This is a genomic window from Corynebacterium sp. UMB6689 (assembly GCF_030215295.1).
In the GTDB taxonomy this organism is placed as follows: domain Bacteria; phylum Actinomycetota; class Actinomycetes; order Mycobacteriales; family Mycobacteriaceae; genus Corynebacterium; species Corynebacterium aurimucosum.
In genome coordinates this window covers 69377-85686 of record NZ_JASOLS010000011.1, presented here as the reverse complement: position 1 = coordinate 85686, position 16310 = coordinate 69377, and the positions used below count along the sequence as shown (strand labels likewise).

Annotated in this window: 14 protein-coding genes and 1 pseudogene; 4 read left to right on the top strand and 11 right to left on the bottom strand. The window is 59.9% G+C overall.

Annotated elements, in window-relative coordinates:
* Positions 1–329: 329 nt before the first annotated feature.
* The 8 genes and pseudogenes from QP363_RS07895 to QP363_RS07860 all read right to left on the bottom strand — a co-directional run bounded on the left by QP363_RS07895 (position 330) and on the right by QP363_RS07860 (position 9519).
* Positions 330–1643, bottom strand: a complete 1314-nt coding sequence (locus tag QP363_RS07895) for a hypothetical protein (protein WP_070645068.1) — start codon at positions 1641–1643, stop codon at positions 330–332.
* On the bottom strand, positions 1640–2833 hold the full coding sequence (locus QP363_RS07890; RefSeq protein WP_141750578.1) for a 26S protease regulatory subunit: 1194 nt from the start codon (positions 2831–2833) through the stop codon (positions 1640–1642). The genes QP363_RS07895 and QP363_RS07890 overlap by 4 nt, the downstream gene beginning before the upstream one ends.
* A gap of 446 nt (positions 2834–3279) precedes the next feature.
* A pseudogene (locus QP363_RS07885) lies at positions 3280–3991 on the bottom strand (IS6 family transposase).
* Between the two features lie 266 nt (positions 3992–4257).
* The gene (locus tag QP363_RS07880) at positions 4258–4872 is read right to left on the bottom strand and encodes a YdhK family protein (RefSeq protein ID WP_070645062.1); all 615 of its coding nucleotides are present in this window, start codon (positions 4870–4872) and stop codon (positions 4258–4260) included.
* A 47-nt stretch (positions 4873–4919) separates the two neighbouring features.
* Positions 4920–7154: a copper-translocating P-type ATPase gene (locus QP363_RS07875; protein ID WP_070444450.1), complete on the bottom strand. Its 2235-nt coding sequence runs from the start codon at positions 7152–7154 to the stop codon at positions 4920–4922.
* 51 nt (positions 7155–7205) lie between these two features.
* Positions 7206–7532, bottom strand: a complete 327-nt coding sequence (locus tag QP363_RS07870) for a heavy-metal-associated domain-containing protein (RefSeq protein ID WP_070444448.1) — start codon at positions 7530–7532, stop codon at positions 7206–7208.
* A 140-nt stretch (positions 7533–7672) separates the two neighbouring features.
* The gene (locus QP363_RS07865) at positions 7673–8800 is read right to left on the bottom strand and encodes a cell wall metabolism sensor histidine kinase WalK (protein ID WP_070645056.1); all 1128 of its coding nucleotides are present in this window, start codon (positions 8798–8800) and stop codon (positions 7673–7675) included.
* The gene (locus tag QP363_RS07860; protein WP_083308539.1) at positions 8797–9519 is read right to left on the bottom strand and encodes a response regulator transcription factor; all 723 of its coding nucleotides are present in this window, start codon (positions 9517–9519) and stop codon (positions 8797–8799) included. The genes QP363_RS07865 and QP363_RS07860 overlap by 4 nt, the downstream gene beginning before the upstream one ends.
* Positions 9520–9921: 402 nt before the next feature.
* Between QP363_RS07860 and QP363_RS07855 the strand changes: the two genes are divergently transcribed.
* Both QP363_RS07855 and QP363_RS07850 read left to right on the top strand, forming a co-directional pair.
* Positions 9922–10497, top strand: a complete 576-nt coding sequence (locus tag QP363_RS07855; RefSeq protein WP_070645053.1) for a CueP family metal-binding protein — start codon at positions 9922–9924, stop codon at positions 10495–10497.
* Positions 10498–10568: 71 nt separating this feature from the next.
* Positions 10569–12050, top strand: a complete 1482-nt coding sequence (locus QP363_RS07850) for a multicopper oxidase family protein (protein WP_070645050.1) — start codon at positions 10569–10571, stop codon at positions 12048–12050.
* A gap of 540 nt (positions 12051–12590) precedes the next feature.
* Here the strand turns inward: QP363_RS07850 and QP363_RS07845 are convergent.
* Positions 12591–13124 (bottom strand): lipoprotein, encoded by a 534-nt coding sequence (locus QP363_RS07845; RefSeq protein WP_070645047.1) that lies wholly within the window; start codon positions 13122–13124, stop codon positions 12591–12593.
* Between the two features lie 104 nt (positions 13125–13228).
* Here QP363_RS07845 and QP363_RS07840 point away from each other — a divergent pair, with 104 nt between their 5' ends.
* Together QP363_RS07840 and QP363_RS07835 are read left to right on the top strand one after the other, a co-directional pair.
* Entirely contained in the window at positions 13229–14056 is an 828-nt protein-coding gene (locus tag QP363_RS07840) for a triacylglycerol lipase (protein WP_070645044.1), read from the top strand.
* On the top strand, positions 14056–14352 hold the full coding sequence (locus QP363_RS07835; RefSeq protein WP_083308538.1) for a CHY zinc finger protein: 297 nt from the start codon (positions 14056–14058) through the stop codon (positions 14350–14352). Before QP363_RS07840 ends, QP363_RS07835 begins: the two co-directional genes overlap by 1 nt.
* Here the strand turns inward: QP363_RS07835 and QP363_RS07830 are convergent.
* Positions 14349–14876: a hypothetical protein gene (locus QP363_RS07830; protein WP_246821803.1), complete on the bottom strand. Its 528-nt coding sequence runs from the start codon at positions 14874–14876 to the stop codon at positions 14349–14351. The genes QP363_RS07835 and QP363_RS07830 overlap by 4 nt on opposite strands.
* 41 nt (positions 14877–14917) lie before the next feature.
* A complete protein-coding gene (locus QP363_RS07825) occupies positions 14918–16234 on the bottom strand; it encodes a M20/M25/M40 family metallo-hydrolase (protein WP_284763848.1) in 1317 nt (438 codons plus the stop codon).
* Positions 16235–16310: the final 76 nt, after the last annotated feature.

Below are 16310 nucleotides of genomic sequence, written 5' to 3'. Positions count from 1 at the left end.
ATTACCAGGTTCGCGGCCTCACGCCGGTACTCCGGCGTGTACTTCTTGCGCTGTTGACTCACAATGAACATCCTCTCCTACGGACACAAGATCCGTACAAATAGGGTGTCCACTAAACGAGGGTAACCTCAGGATTGTGTTGTCAGTTTCTTGTAGATGACGATTTTTTAAGACTGTTGCTCCGCCGTAGAAGAAGGATTGATTTTCTCACGTGTCGGGAACGCGGTGCGCGCTCTCTGCCGTGATTGGGGATGTAGTCCTCATACGCAAAGTGTCCGATCCCTCTCTTGCGAATGACGGTGAAATAGTCATTACGGGCTAAATAGTCTCTACCAGTAAAGAGCGATGATATCGCCTATCAAATAGCGATTTGAATCATCGTTCGGTGGGTGTAAGACGTTTTCCTCGCTTTTGAGTGGAGCTCCGGCTCCTCGCTCTAAACTAATCGCCTTGCTTCGCAAGCTTCCGATCTCATCGGGATTGGTTTCTGTGCTTCCCCGCGACGAAAGTAAAACATCAACTTGGTCAAATGCATCTTTAAGTTGACGTTGAGAACTATCGGTAACCATTTGAGCTATCTCGTTAACTTGTGGTTCTAGTTGAACCTTGAGTTCCTCATCGTCGGTTCTGATTTGTAAGTAGTAGCGGAGGATTCTTCCTACTGCATCTGAAACTGGTGCTTTTGCTTTCTGCTTGCCGCTTAATATGGAATTCAACTCGGCAACCTCTGCATCAAAGCCCTCTAAGCCAGGCAATCCCCTAGCAACATCGAAGAGCTTGAGGGGAGACCAGCTAGTCGAGGGGGTATCTTGGCTAACTCGAACCAGGGCAATGCACTCGGATTGGTCGAAAAGAAAGCCTCGAACATCTCCCCAATAGTTGTCGAGTTGGGTAAGACCGACAAGACGAATAGGACTATTTGCCTTGCCATCAGATCGACGGATGAGTGTGCTAGCTTCTTCGTCCCAGTCCCAATCAACGAGCTCCGAGTTTATTGGAATTTGGCCGATTAGCATTTGCTGAATTAGTTGGGCGGCCTGGATAAAGGTGTCATCCTGGGAAATTCCAAGCGCTGGAGTATTGGCCGAGGTTTCGACAAGCGCGCTAGCAATGGTGCTATAGGCATAAATTGAATGGGCTTCTAGGCGTATTCTGACCTGAATTAGTTGCCCGCGGTGTAGTCCACCAGGCAGTAACTCTCGTTGAATGCTGGATTGCGGCACGCCGTCCCAGATCTGACTTTCTTTTCCGGCATAGGATTCTCTCGACACAAAATCTCTGAAAAGAGACTGTTCTGAAGAGACTTGTTCGATCTGTAGGGCTCTGCTTTTTCCAGATCGGAAGCTGATAGATGATGTGCCATTCGAGGCCCTATCATTGAGGTGAGAAATGGACGCACCGCCTCCGAGTGTTAATCCTAAGTCCTTTGTTTTCGTCTGAGTAAGGGTCGTTTTGGCATCCTCAGGACCGAACCGGGAGATATACAAGCTACGAAGAGCCAACTCATCGAGATAGAGGAACTGTCTTATGTCACCCAGCGGCGCCGCTTTACGGGAAAGCCGCTCGATTTTTCTTAGAATCCGTGCGCGACGGAAGCTTTCCTGCTTCTTCCTATAGTTTCGGAACCAACTCTTAATATTCACTTTTCTTCGCCTTTTCGTGCATTTCGCGCGGTAGTCGCTTTTTCAAATCCCAAAAGAAAGTGATCATTATATATTCTTGAACGACCTTCGATGACAGCTAACTCTCCTGAGTACTGGAGAATCGACCGTAGTTCTGCGGCAGTCCATCCTTCGGTTTGTGACGAAATCTTATCGAAATCAATATTGCTAGCTAGCGTTGGCGTGCGAGACTTTAGAATCTCAAGACGGTCCATTTGATTCGGTAGACGAAAATATACTTCGCGGTCAAACCTCCCGGGTCGGCGCAGTGCGCGGTCAATGTCGGAAATACGGTTGGTTGCCCCGATAGTTAGGACATTTTCAGGTGCCCCTACTCCGTCCATGTTCGTGAGAAATACATTAACGAGACGGGAACCGTTTTCATACGCATTCGAACGGTCTTTAGTTAAAACATCAATCTCATCAACAAAAATGATTGACATTTCTTGTTTAGCAGCGTCCTCGTATATTGCTTCAAGTCGTTCTTCACTTTGCCCGACTAGCTGACCACCTAGAGACGCGGTTGTAACCAAATAGAAGGCGGACCCAGACTGGGCTGCCATTATTTGAGCTAAAAAGGTCTTCCCAGTTCCCGGTGGACCTGCGAAAAGGATCCCGTGTACAGGATCAACCTTCATCTGTGAGATTAACTCTCGTCCCTCCAGCGTGGTGTACAACTCTACTATTTGTTTTGCGTCGGTCAGTATCTCGTGCGAGCCGACAAAATAGTCCCACTGAAATCTCTCAGGGTCTAGGTCAATACGAAACTTCGAGGCACTGGCTTCATCCTCGATAGTGCTTTTTCGCGCTGCTTCTTGTGGGATGACTCTCAAAATCGAAGAACTCTCATTGAAGAGGGCGTAATCTCCCAGACTCCATCGAGCATTTCTATGCACCAACTTGTGGGAATACCCGTCTGGAGTCTTTATAAGAATTTCGTCGGGGCCGGACTTTTGTTCGATAACCCCAATTTGGGCCTTAACTTCCCAGCTCTCGTCGGATGCGATTTCCCAGCCCGAGGAATACACGAGGATGTCGCCTACCTTAGGGCTCAATGTCTTGATCTCTTGATCCCCGGCTAAAAGCAGCCCATTTGGTAAACGCACCATCGGCGTTCCTTGGGGTGTGAAGTGATCGAGCTTAACCGTGAGTGTTGTTAACGGTTCGTCCAATGATTCGCTTCTTCCGATTGCTCCCGCGGCATTACATGCGAGGTTGATGGATGTTTACGGCCTGAGTGGGCTTCACTCTATAGGTTGAGATTTATTAGCGTCTCAGTATATCCGCATCGTTTAACAGGAAGCACGCGATTCCTTTAGTCATTTGCATCCGCAGGATGCTTAGGATTCCGATTCGACGTGTTGCTGTAATTTTGTGTGCCAAACATTTGAGGTGGCGATGAATGAAGCATTGGTTGCGGATTTGATTCTCTGACGGCGGGTTGCCGTCTGGATAGATCGCGGGCCGATACTCGAATTCTGACTGGGATCGCTGTGTGGTGAAAGTTTGAGCAAATGCGCAGGTCGTTGAGTGATTGTTTAGTTCTGTTGCAAAGTTGGGCGGAGAGCAGCGAAGACTCAGTTTCTCATTTCCTGATGGCCGCTGTGTGTGGGCGTTGTTAGGCCGTCTCGAAGACCCTGTTGACGATCACCGCGTCCGGGTTCGGTTGCCCGTGAGGTCAAACACAGTGCCTTGCCCTTTCCGCAATGAGTGCATCGCCTCCATCCCTTTCAACGTCCGATATGCAGATGTCCGGTTCTTAAACGTGCCTTTCGGCCCGAGGATCCGCTTCAGTCGACCATGGTCGCCTTCTAGGATGTTGTTGAGGTATTTCACCTGTCGGTGTTCCACTGTTGGCGGGCAGGTTCCCCCTGACTTCAACTCGGCGATTGCCCTGGCTAGGGAGGATGCTTTATCGGTGTTGATCACTCTGGGATACCCGGCTGACGCATTGTATCTGAGAGCCTTGGCCAGAAAACGTTTCGCTGCGGCCACGTTCTGCTTCGGAGAGAGGTAAAAGTCCAGGGTCTGGCCACCGGCGGTGATCGCCCGATAGAGGTAGCACCACCTGCCGCCGATCCGGATATAGGTCTCACCACCCGCCAGGAACTGGCCTGCCAGTCAGGTACCTGCCGGTACCACCGTGTTTGCTTGTCCAGCTCAGGGGCGTATTTCTGGACCCAGCGGTAGATCGTGGTGTGATCAACCGGCACACCCCGCTGAAGTCATCATTTCCTCCAAGTCTCGGTAGCTCACCCCTAGCGGCAGTACCACCGCACTGCCCACAGAATGATGTCACGGGGGAAATGACGACCGGAGAAGATACCCATGGCTGTGATTATTTCACGTCGCTCTTCCTACTGCCCCAACTTTGCAACAGCACCCAAAGCCCTGGAATGAACTCCTGTCACCAGGGTCATTCCAGGGCATATTTCCTGACTAAGAGAAGCAGTGACACAGAAGGCCTACCTCAGCGTGGGTCCTGTGGGCGTGCAGGTTCCGTGTGTGGCTGGTGTGCTGCGGCATGGTCGGCAGCGATTGATGACCGACTCTGGAGCGGGTGCCTTGTCTGGTCTCGCGGTTCAGGGTGGGTGGACTATTCGGCGGGTTGGATCTCGCTCTCGGTGACCCACTTGTGGTTGGTCATCGTCATCCCGTCGACGGTGAGTTCAACCATGTAGACCGTCTCCTCGGTGGAGTAATCGATGGTGGCCTCAGCACCCTTCATGCCGGACATGTGCTCGGCATCCAGGACAACGCTCGCCCCGTCGGGTAGGGGGGCCTGACCCGGATCGACGAGCTCCTCATGGACGACCCAGCGGTGGTCGGTAACCGGGGCCCCACCCTCGGTGGGGGTGTAGCTGACCGAATAGGTCGTGGTGTCAAACGCCCCGGAAATGGTGGCTGTGGCCCCGTCCATGCCGGGCATGTGGTCAGCGGTGAGGATGACCTCGGTGCCCACCGGGTACGTGGGATCCTCGGCCTCTTCAATGCCTGCCGGCGGTGCCCCGCCGTCGGCAGGGTGGTCGTGCCCGCCGTGCTCTTCGTCGGCAGTGGTGGTGTCTTCCTGGTGGGTCTCGTTGGTCTCTGCGGTTGCCGTCGTGGTGCTGGTGGTGCCGGCATCGTCGGAGTTGTCGGTGGCGTCGCTGCAGGCGGTCAGCGCCAGGGTGGAGGTCAGTACCAAGGCGGCGAGGGTAATGCTGCGTTTCATGAGCGTTCCTTTCAAAGGTGGTGTGAGTTAGGGGTCGAGAGACAAGGTCAGTCAGTAACGGTTACGGGGGATATCGACCCACTGTGTTCCTCCTTCCCGTCGGTCGGAGCCAGGTGAGCCGGATCCAGATCAATGCGGCGCAACAGCTGGGCGTTCAGGGCCACCACGATGGTCGAGGCAGACATCAAGATCGCGCCCACGGCCGGGGACAGCACGAACCCGATCGAGGCGAGCACTCCGGCGGCTAGCGGCACGGCGAGGATGTTGTAGCCAGAGGCCCAGATCAGGTTCTGGATCATCTTGCGGTAGCTGGCCTGGGACAGCTCAATCATCGACAGCACTGCCCGCGGGTCATCACTGGCTAGGACCACCCCGGCAGATTCCATGGCCACATCCGTGCCGGCACCGATGGCGATACCGACATCCGCGCGGGTCAGAGCGGGGGCGTCATTGACACCGTCACCGACCATGGCCACGCTCAGGCCACGCTCCTGTAACTGGGTGACCTTGGTGTCCTTGTCCTGGGGCAGGACCTCGGCGAAGACCTCATCGATGCCTAAGTCCTGGCCAACCGCCTGGGCCACCTGCTGCGCGTCACCGGTGATCATCGCGACCTTCACCCCGCGGTCCTGCAGGGCTTTCACGGCGGCGCGGGATTCAGGGCGGATCTTGTCCTCGACGGCCACCGCACCGATGATCTGACCATCGCGGACAATATGGAGCACACCGGCCCCACGCCCGGTCCAGGCGCTGGTGGTGTCGGTGAGCTCGGCCGGGGTGGTGAGGTTGAACTCGCGCAGCATGTTCGGCCCACCCACGAGGATCTCAGCGCCATCGACAGTGGCCCAGACCCCGCGGCCGGAGGCGGCGGTGAAACCGGTTGCGCGCAGTGGGCGGCGTGAGGCCTCCGGGTGTGCGGCCGCGGCAGCCACGATGGCGCGGGCCACGGGGTGTTCACTATCGGCCTCGGCGGCGGCGGCCAGGGCCAGCAGGTGCCCTTCCGAAGTACCGGGCACCGGGGCGACACCGGTGACCGCGTGCGCACCCTCGGTCAGGGTGCCGGTTTTATCGAAGAGCACCACGTCGATGGTGCGCATCCGCTCGAGCGCCATCCGGTCCTTGATGAGCACCCCGGATTTCGCGGCCCGCTCGCTGGAGATCGCAATGACCAGCGGAATCGCCAGGCCCAGGGCGTGCGGACAAGCGATGACCAGCACCGTGACCGTGCGCACCACGACATCGTCCGGGCTGCCGATGATGGTCCACACCACCGCGGTGATCAGAGCGGAGATCAGCGCGAACCAGAACAACAACGCCGCCGCCCGATCCGCCAGGGCCTGGGCCCGGGAGGAGGACTCCTGGGCGTCGGCAACCATGCGTTGGATCCCGGCCAGGGCGGTGTCCCCGCCGGTAGCCTCCACCCGGATGCGGACGGTGTTGTCGGTGGCCACGGTACCGGCGACCACCTTGTCACCGGTGTCGCGGAAGACGGGACGGGATTCGCCGGTGATCATCGCCTCATCGAATTCGGCGGCTCCGTCGAGGATGGTTCCGTCGGCCGGCACCCGGGCACCGGCCCTCACCAGCACGACGTCGTCGACGACCAGCTCGGAGATGGCCACGGTGCGGGTGGTCCCGTCGATGACTTTCTCGGCCTCATCCGGCAGCAGGGCAGCCAGCGCGTCAAGCGCGGAGGACGCGGACCCGAGAGCGCGCATCTCCAGCCAGTGGCCCAGCAGCATGATGGTCACCAGCAGGGCCAGCTCCCACCAGAAGTCCAGGTCAAAACCGCCCAGCCCCAGAGTGGTGACCCAGGAGGCGACAAACGCCACGGTGATGGCCATGGCGATCAGGAGCATCATCCCGGGTTGGCGGGATTTCAGTTCTTTCCATCCGCCCTTGAGGAAAGGCGTTCCGCCGTAGACGAAGATGATCGTGCCTAGCACCGGGGGGATCCAGGTGGATCCGGGGAATGCCGGGAGGTGGTAGCCGAGCAGGTGGGCGACCATGGGACTGAAAATAGCGACGGGAATGGACAGAATCAGCGACCACCAGAAGCGGTCTCGAAACATTGCGGTGCTGTGTCCGGCGTGTTCGCCGTGACCATGAACGTGGTGGTCTTCGTCCAGGGCGGAGTGCGGGTGATCGTGGGGCATCGCCTGGCCGTGGGTGTCGGCATCTGCGTGGTGTTCGTGGCTGGCATGATCCGGGTGGTGGGTGTGGTCTGTTTCCGGAGCGGGGTGATCACCATGGTGATCACCCGAATGGTGGGGAGTGCTCATGACGTTCCTTTCGCTCAACCCGGTCGGGGTCGAGATGATGGGTAAAACTGATCAGGATAAGACGGTGTAGCCGGCCTCCTCGATGGCCCGGCGAACCATCTCCGGGGGTACGACACCGGTGACCGTGACGGTGGAAACACCACCAGCAGCGAGATCAATTTGGACGTCGTCGACCTGGGGGAGGGCCTGAAGGGCCTGGGTCACGCTTTTCGCGCAGTGCCCGCAGGTCAGGCCAGTGACCTGGTAGCTAGGGGAGGACCCTCCTGCTGACGAGTCGCTGGCGGCAGGGATGGAGGCGGTGTCGGCAGGTGAGGCAGGTCCACAACAGCTGCAGCCGTGGGAGGCCATCGGCAAGAGGCGGGGCGGGGAGGTGATCATGGGAAAGCTCCTTCGGTTCGGTGGGGTGCGGCGATGCCGCTCTTTAGCATATACCCCCCGGGGGTATATTTTCAGCATACCCCAGGGGGGTATATTTTCAATGGGTCGAGGGCGCGGCCCTCACGCGGGGCAGGGTGTGGTCACCGAGCAGCCTCCTCACTGTCGGGAGGGGGCAGCGGGAGGCGGAGGGTAAAGACCGCTCCGCGACCGGGGCCGGGGGAGGTGGCGGTGAGAGTGCCGCCGTGGGCCTCGATCAATGCCTTGGAGATGGTCAGACCGATCCCGGCCCCGCCGTTGTCCCGGCTGCGGGCGGCATCCCCCCGGTAGAAGCGTTCGAAGATGTGTCCGAGCTGGTCAGGTGGGATGCCCTCGCCGTCATCGGCGACGTGGATGAGCGCGGTGGAAGCCCCCTGTCGGTGGACGCTGATCCGGACCTGCCCGCCGGCCGGGGTGTGCCGTAGCGCGTTCGACAGGAGATTGCTCATCACCTGGCCGAAGCGTTGCCGGTCCACGAGCACCCGGGCGGTGTCTGTAATGGTCTCGACCTGTAAATCGACGCCTTTGTCAGCATAAGCTTCCCCCGCGGCAGCAGCGGCGGTATGGAGCAGATTCCCGAGCCCTTCCTCCGCCAGGTCCAAATCGATCCGGTGTTCCTGGGCCCGGGAGACATCGTCGATGTCTTCCATCAACCGGGTCAGGCGGGTGAGTTGGTCAGCCATGATCGTGTGGGTGGCATTATTCCAGTCCACGACCCCGTCTTGGAGACCATCGAGGTAGACCGTGAGCACCGATAAGGGGGTGCCCATTTCGTGGGCCAGATCAGAGAGCATCTGGCGGCGGACCTGTTCGGTGTGTTCCAGCCGGTCGGCCATGGTGTTGAAGGTATGCGCCAGGGTGGTGACCTCGGGGCCTGCTTTTCCGGCGGGCACGCGGATACGGGAGTTGCCGGCCGTCAGGCTGGTAGCGGCGCGGGTGAGGTCCTGCAGGGGGGTGCGCAGACGACGCGATAACCACAGGCTGGCCAGCAGGGCGCTGATCAAGGCGGTGGGCAGGGCGACGGCCAGGGTGATCAGGTTGGCGCCCCGGTAGGCCTGCTCGGCATGGAACAGCTCCAGCGAGGGGTCCTCCCGGCCGGTCATCAACATATGATCATGGAACAGGGTCGGACCCACCATCGTGGCCACGGCCGAGGCCACCAGCAGGCTAATCACCACGACCAACACCTGGGCGGCCAGGAAGCGGAAGGTCAGGCCGGGTCCGTGATTCATGGTTGCCCCACCCGGTAGCCCACGCCACGCACGGTGTCGATAAACCCCCGGCCCCGGGTGTCGGTGCCGAGCTTGCGACGCAAGTTGCCGATGTGGACATCGACGATGCGTTCATCACCGACCCAGGTGGTGTCCCAGACCTCGGTGACCAGGTCGTGGCGGGTCAGCACCTGGCCGGGGCGCAGGGCCAGGGCAACCAGCAGCTCGAACTCCGTGCGGGTGAGCTCCACGGTCGTCTCCCCCACCCGCACCTGATGGGCGATGGGGTCAAGGATGAGATCACCAACGATCAAGGGGGTGGTCACCTGCGGTGGGGTGGTGCTGGTGCGCGGGCGGCGCAGCACCGCATGCACCCGGGTCACCAGTTCCCGGATGCTAAAGGGTTTGGTGATGTAGTCATCCGCCCCCAGGGTCAAACCGCTGATCTTGTCGTCCTCGCTGCCACGCGCGGTGAGCATGAGGATGTAGCAGTCCGAGAAGGTGCGGATGCGTCGGCACACCTCCAGGCCGTCGAGTTGGGGCAGCCCCAGATCCAGCACCACGACATCGGGGGAAAAGCGACGGGTCTCGTCCACGGCCTGGGTGCCGGTGTGCGCCTGGCGGGTATCGAAGCCGGCCCGGATGAGGTAGGAGGCCACCATCTGAGCCAGGGGTTGTTCATCATCGACGACCAGCACCCGCCCCGGGGGCGTGGCGGTGGTCGGTGTGCAGTCAGTCATAGACCCCAGTATCGCTCCGGGCAGGGAGAATACCACCCTCGCTCAGTGCCCGGCGGGAAATCTTCATCAAATCTTCAAACATCACCCTTCGACCGCCGTCACCCCTGTGCCCCACCCCGGGTCGGCGGCATCGCCTCCCCTGGTCAGCTCAACAGGCGCCACCAGGGATTTCACTGCCTGCACCGCATACCCGGGGCGGGTAGAAGGACATCGCCCACGGCTGTGGGGTGGTGTCCCGGTGGTGACCCAGCCCACCGGAGTCACCCCCTTTTCGCCCTGTTATAAGGCTGTGAGCAGGGTTTTTTATTTCTGGGCCGTCAGGCACCCGTGCTAGATAAAAGTATGGCATTGACCTTGAGGCGGTGTCTTCTCACCGTCTTACCACGATCCAAGGAGATTGACGTGAACCGAGCAGCGATCGCAGCCGCCGCCCTTGCCCTCGCCCTCACGGGGTGTTCGGCCACCGACCCGGAACCCACCGCTGACGGGACGGTGTCCCAGGATACATTCCTGACTACCCATGGCCTGGCCGCCATGGACGCGGTGGAGATCATTGATCACCTTGACCGGCAGAAGGTCACTGAGCGTCCCACGGATCTGATCGCCTCCGTGCGTGCCGATGAACTGCTGCTCTCGAGCGATGGCCAGGAAGTCGTGGTCGATCTTCCCGACAATCAGACGTATGTCTCGATCGCACCCTATCTCACCTCCACCCACGACTGCTTCTACCACAGCCTCACGACCTGCCTGGGGGAACTCGACAATGAGGATATCCAGGTCACGATCACCGATGAGGCGACCGGTGAGGTGCTGGTGGACGAGGCGACAACCACCTTCGACAACGGGTTTATTGGCTTCTGGCTTCCCGATGATGTCACCGGCCTGATTGAGGTCAGCTACCAGGGGCGTACCGGCACCACGGAGTTTTCCACCACCGACGACGGTGCCACCTGTGTCACAGACCTGCGCCTGACGTGATGGCTCAGCAGGGTCCTCACCTGCGACTGTCTCCCGTGTCACTGAAATCTTGCACCAAGGAAGGTTAAATCATGACGAACGCGTTTTCCCGACGACAGTTTCTGCTCGGTGGGCTCGTCCTCGCCGGCACCGGGGCCGTGACCGCCTGCACCAGCGACCCTGGACCCGCTGCCCCGGCACCAGGTCCCTCCCTTCGCCCCACTCCCACCCCCACTGCGCTCAGTGAGCCGACGGTGCGCCGGACACTGACCGCCCGGCCCCTCTCTCTGGATATCGGCGGCATCGAAGCCAAGACGTGGGGATACGTCTCTGACACCGGGGATGCGGCCATTGAGGCCACCGCCGGCGACGTCCTCCAGGTCGATATCACCAATGAACTGCCTGAGAGCACCTCCATCCACTGGCATGGCATCGCACTCCACAACGCAGCCGACGGTGTGCCCGGCATGACCCAGGACCCCATTGAACCTGGCGAGTCTTTCTCCTATGTTTTTGAAGTCCCCCACGGTGGCACCTACTTCTACCATTCCCACTCCGGCCTGCAGCTTGATCGCGGCCTTCACGCCCCACTGATCGTCCGTGACCCGCAAGACGCTGAGGACCAGGACGTCGAGTGGACCATCGTGCTCGACGACTGGGTCGATGGCATTCAGGGCACTCCCGACGATGAGCTCGACAAGCTCACCGGAATGGGTTCGGGCGACCATAACGGGAAGAAGGGGATGGGAGGTCACGGCCAGATGATGCACGGCACCCCGGACCGGGTACTGGGCGGGGATGCCGGCGATGTGATGTATCCGCACTACCTCATCAACGGACGTATCCCCCGTGCTCACCGGACCTTCGAGGCTCGCCCGGGCGACAAGGCCCGCCTGCGGTTTATCAACTCCGGCGGTGACACCATCTTCAAGGTGGCCCTCGGTGGCCACCGCATGACCGTGACCCACACCGACGGCTTCCCTGTCCAGCCTCGGGAGACCGAATCGATCTACCTGTCGATGGGCGAGCGTGTCGACGTCGAGGTCATCCTCGGCGACGGCATCTTCCCGCTCACGGCTTTAGCGGTAGGTAAGGACGACCGCGCCTTCGCCGTCATCCGCACCGCCGGCGGCCAGGCCCCCCACCCCGATGTCGACTTCCCCGAGTTGTCGTCCACCGGACTGCTTCTGTCCTCCCTGAAGCCAGCAGACCGTGCACTCCTGCCCGAGGACACACCAGACCGAGAAGTCAGCATCGACCTGGGCGGGCAGATGATGCCGTATGAATGGAGCATTCTCACCGACGGCCAATCCTCCTCCGCGACCGTGCAGGAGGGCCAGCGTCTGCGGATGGTCATGCGCAACAGGACCATGATGCCCCATCCCATGCACATCCACGGCCACACGTGGGCGCTGCCCGGCAGCGGCGGGCTACGCAAGGACACCGTCCTTCTCCGCCACGGTGAAACCATGATCGCCGACCTAATCGCTGACAACCCCGGTGAGTGGGCATTTCACTGCCATAACGCCTATCACATGGAAACCGGGATGTTCAGCTCGCTCCGCTACGAGTAACCCCCACAGCAGGGTTGAGTGCCGAGGTGGGCGGGGGTGTCCCCCGAGTAGTGGACACGGCGTTGGTGTCAGGGTTGAGCAGTGTATGCCAGGAGTCGACGGGTTGTGCCGTTCCACCGCGATTGCTTCGGACAAGCTCCAACCCGTCCTGAGCAAGGTAGCGATAAGCCAGACTTTGAGGAAACCCGACCTCTTCAATTGCGCTGAGCACAGATCGGCCACTCTCAACCAGAGCGACAACTTGTTGATACTGCTGGTCAACCAAACTCCGCTGAAGCCGAGCACGGTTAAGCCCCTCGCTTTGGCGCCATGCCCTCGCCTGAACCTTCGAGACGCCCAACTCCTTCAGGATCACTGGCACCGGACGCGCATTATGCAGATACGCCTTCACAAACCGCTCACGCAGCTTCTCATCACCTGACATCTACACAACCTCCTAGCTGTATAGATGCATTCACCACCTGAGCCCGCCTGAAGTTTTTCGCTCTTATTTACCGTGAACGACAGTGACAGGTTCGTGAGAAGGCGTGTACCGCCGGCTTAAGCGCTTTGCCAGCGCATCCTGCCATCAGAAGCGGGCGCGCACGTCATCGGGACACCTTTCTTTGATACGCCGCTACCGCCATTGCAATACGCGCCGGGGTGAACGTAGTTCTGTTGTACGGCGGGTGCTTCATAAATAGCGGCGGCCTCTTGCACTGGGGGATTCGCGGCCATCATTTCGTCGGCGCATTGTTGCGTCCAGCCAGAAGTTCCATCGCTGAAGAATGTGGTTCCGGTTTCGTGCAGTGAGACGTCACCGCAGGATTCGATGGTCTTCTCCATCGGAGTAGGCTGCGCTACACCAGGCGCCTCGGTGAAGCCGATGACTTCTTCGTGCGGTTGATCCACGCCGATATCTTCGGCGCTTTCCTCGGCAGTGGGAAGGGTGGGGCGTGGGGTCTCTTCTGCTGTTTCAGTAACGCTGGTGCTTGTGCTTGGTGACGTCTCACTCTCAGGAGTGGATTCAACGTCGAGTGAGGAACAGCCGCTGAGCACAAAGAGCGCAGCGGCAAGAGAGAGAAGTCGCTTCATTTCAGATCCTTTGTCTATCCATCATCATGCTAGTGGCCGCCACCCCACATGCGCACAGAAACCACACAGTAAATGGCCAGCCTTGGAGGATAAGCTAGTGCCTCATGAAAAACGGCTTTCTACAGCGCGCTTTCTTGGCCATCCTCCTCGGCACCGCCGCTCCTGTTCCGGCTCATGCCCAGACCATCGAGACCTCCGCCGCGCAGGATCTCGGTATCAATGATCCTGACTGTAAGCCCACGGGTTCGGTCACCGAGCCGGTCGTCCTTCTCCACGGCACCTCAGCCAACGCGGCCGATTGGAATGATCTCATCCCAAAACTCACCGAGCAGGGCATGTGCGTGTGGGCCTTCGACTACGGCGCCGAGGACATCACGTACCAGAATGCCTATGACTACATGAAGGGTATTGCGGATCTGGATTCTTCAGGGCGCGAAATAGCCGGGCACATTGAGCACATCCGTGAGGTCACCGGAGCACACAAAGTAAACCTCGTCGGTTTCTCCCAAGGCGGCCTGCACACCAAGACCTTCACGCAGCTCTACGGCTCAGCAGAGGAAGTGAACCGAGTGGTTACAATCGGTGCGAACTTCCACGGGACAACGTGGGGTGACAGAGCAACACCCCTCAGCACGGCGGCCAAAATCGCGCCCGATGTGGTTGATTTCCTGGGCACCAGCGCCGGCATCCAGCAGTTGCAGGGCTCGGACTTTATGGAGGACCTCAACCAGCTTCCGGATACCGCGCCTGGCGTGACCTACACGTCCATCTACTCGCCGGCGGATAATACCGTGACGCCAAATCGGACCTCAGAGCTCAGCGCTGTGCCGGGCGCGGACGTGGCCAACGTGGAGTCCGCCCCCGTTGACCATGGGCAGCTGCCACATGATCCGCGCGTGCACGAACAGATCATGTGGGGACTGACGCGCTAATGACACAGATTCACGGAGCGATTGACGCGAAGGGCCGGTGCCGGCACTGGCACACGCCTGTCGACGTCATTGCGAACAAGTGCCACACCTGCGGCGGCTGGTTCGCGTGTTCGCTGTGTCATGCGGAGTTAACGGATCATGACTTCGGGCCCATGCCGAAGGACGAGCTGTGCGTCATGTGTGGGGCCTGCGGCCGAACAATGACCTACGCCGAATATTCGGCATATAAATGCCCCGCGTGCGGGCACGCCTTCAATCCAGGCTGTGCGCTGCACGCGGGGACGTACTTTCTTTAGTTCAGGAAAGTCGACTGGACCTCAGCGATGAGGGCCTTGAGGAATTCCACGATATCCGGGATCTGGAAGGTGAAGTTTCCTACGTGCACCGGGATGGTGTTGAGGGTGGGAAGTGTAAACGGAGCCTTGTTCTGGCCAGCGTTGTTGGCATTGTTGCCGTTGTTTGCCGGAGCACCACCACCATTGTTGGCATTGTGGCCACCATTGTTAGTTGGAGCCGTGTTCTGAGCAGGAGCAGCGTTGCCACCGCCACCGTTCAGGCCGCAGCGAGCGATGGCCTCGTCGGCGCGGGCGACGGCATCGCGGATCTCGGGACCACGCGGGTGGAAGTTAGCGGCAGCGAGTGCCTGGGACTTCTTGCTGTTGTAGTCGGACGGGTTGGTGTAGTACTTGGTGGCCTGCTCACAGGAAATCTGGCCGGCCGGAACCTTAGCCAGGTAGTCATCCACCATGTCGGCGGAGGCGGCAGGAGCGGACAGGCCGATGGCGGCAGCAACGGAGCAGAGGACAAGCTTATTTCTCATGCGCCACATTGTGCCACAGCTTTTACACGTTTGTGCAAGTGCTAACGCGCTAGGAAACGATTTACCAGCGAAAAATACGCCTTCACAGTCAAATCCAAGTCTTCCAGGTAAAGGTGCTCATCGTGGCTGTGCAGCTGCGAGTTTGCGCTGGCCATGTCCCGATCCTCGGCATGCAGTGCAAAACCGTAGGCATTGCCGCCGCGGCGACGAGCCACGCGCAAGTCGGAGCCACCTGTTGCCAGCACTGGCAGCACTTCCTTATCCGGGAAAAACTCGTGAGCGGTCTTTTCGATGCAGCGCCAGAGCTCAGTGTCGGTGGAGGACTGCGTGGCGTCCTCAGTAATAAGGTGCTCGATCTCTACCTCCTCGGCCATATCGCCGAGGGCCTCACGCAGGAACTCGTCGAGCTCCTCCTGGGTCTGGCCGGGGAAGGGGCGGATGTCCATCTCTAGATAGGCGTGGGAGGGCAGTACGTTGATGGCACCACCTGCACGTAGGACAGTTTGGGCAATCGTCGTGTGCGAGAAGGCGTGGGCGTAGGCGGACAAATTACCGAACTTTTCGTAGTCGGCGGCGGTAGCGGAGCCGTCGAGAAGCGCTGCCTCCGTTGCGGGGTCGAAGCGGAAGGTCTTGACGAATCCCTGCCACACCTCATCCGTGGCCACGGGCGGCTCAGCGGCGGCGATGCGGCGAGCGACCTCACCGATCTTGACGATGGCAAAGTCCTTGCCGAAGGGCGTCGAGCCATGGCCGGCATCGCCGTGAACGTGCAGGCGGCGCTGGCCCGCGCCCTTCTCGCCCACGTTGAAGCCGAGCGCGCCGGGTAGGTGGCTGCCGCCGGTTTCCGAGAGGCAGTTGCGCACTGAGTAGGCCTCCGGGTGGTGCTTGTCCATCCAGATGGAGCCCAAGCCGCCGCGGGCCTCCTCGTCCGCCATGCCGACAAAGGCTAGGGTGCCGCCGGGGTTGCCGTGCTGAGAGACATCGCGAGTCACCGCCGCCATCGTCGCCGTAATAAAGAGCATGTCTACCGCGCCGCGGCCGTAGAGCTTGCCATCCTCGATGACGGCGTCGAAGGGAGGCTTGGTCCACTTCGGCTCGTCGACGGGCACGACATCCGTATGCCCCATGAGCGTCAGCGGCTCCTTGTCCGGGTCACCCGGAACGGTCACCACGATGGTCACGCGGCCTGGGTGCGATTCATAGCGTTGAATCTCCACTGGGGTACCTGCAAAAAATCGCTCCAAGGTATCAGCATTGCGGACTTCGTTACCGGAGTCCGGCGTGAGGTCATTCACGCAAGCATTGCGAATAAGCTCCTGAAGTAGTGCGAGGGTGTCGTCATAGAGCGTGGAATCCATGGCCTAAAGGGTAGCCGTGCACAATAAAGTGCGTCGATTTACCACAACTTGAACGGTGTTCAAGTAAGGTTTCCCG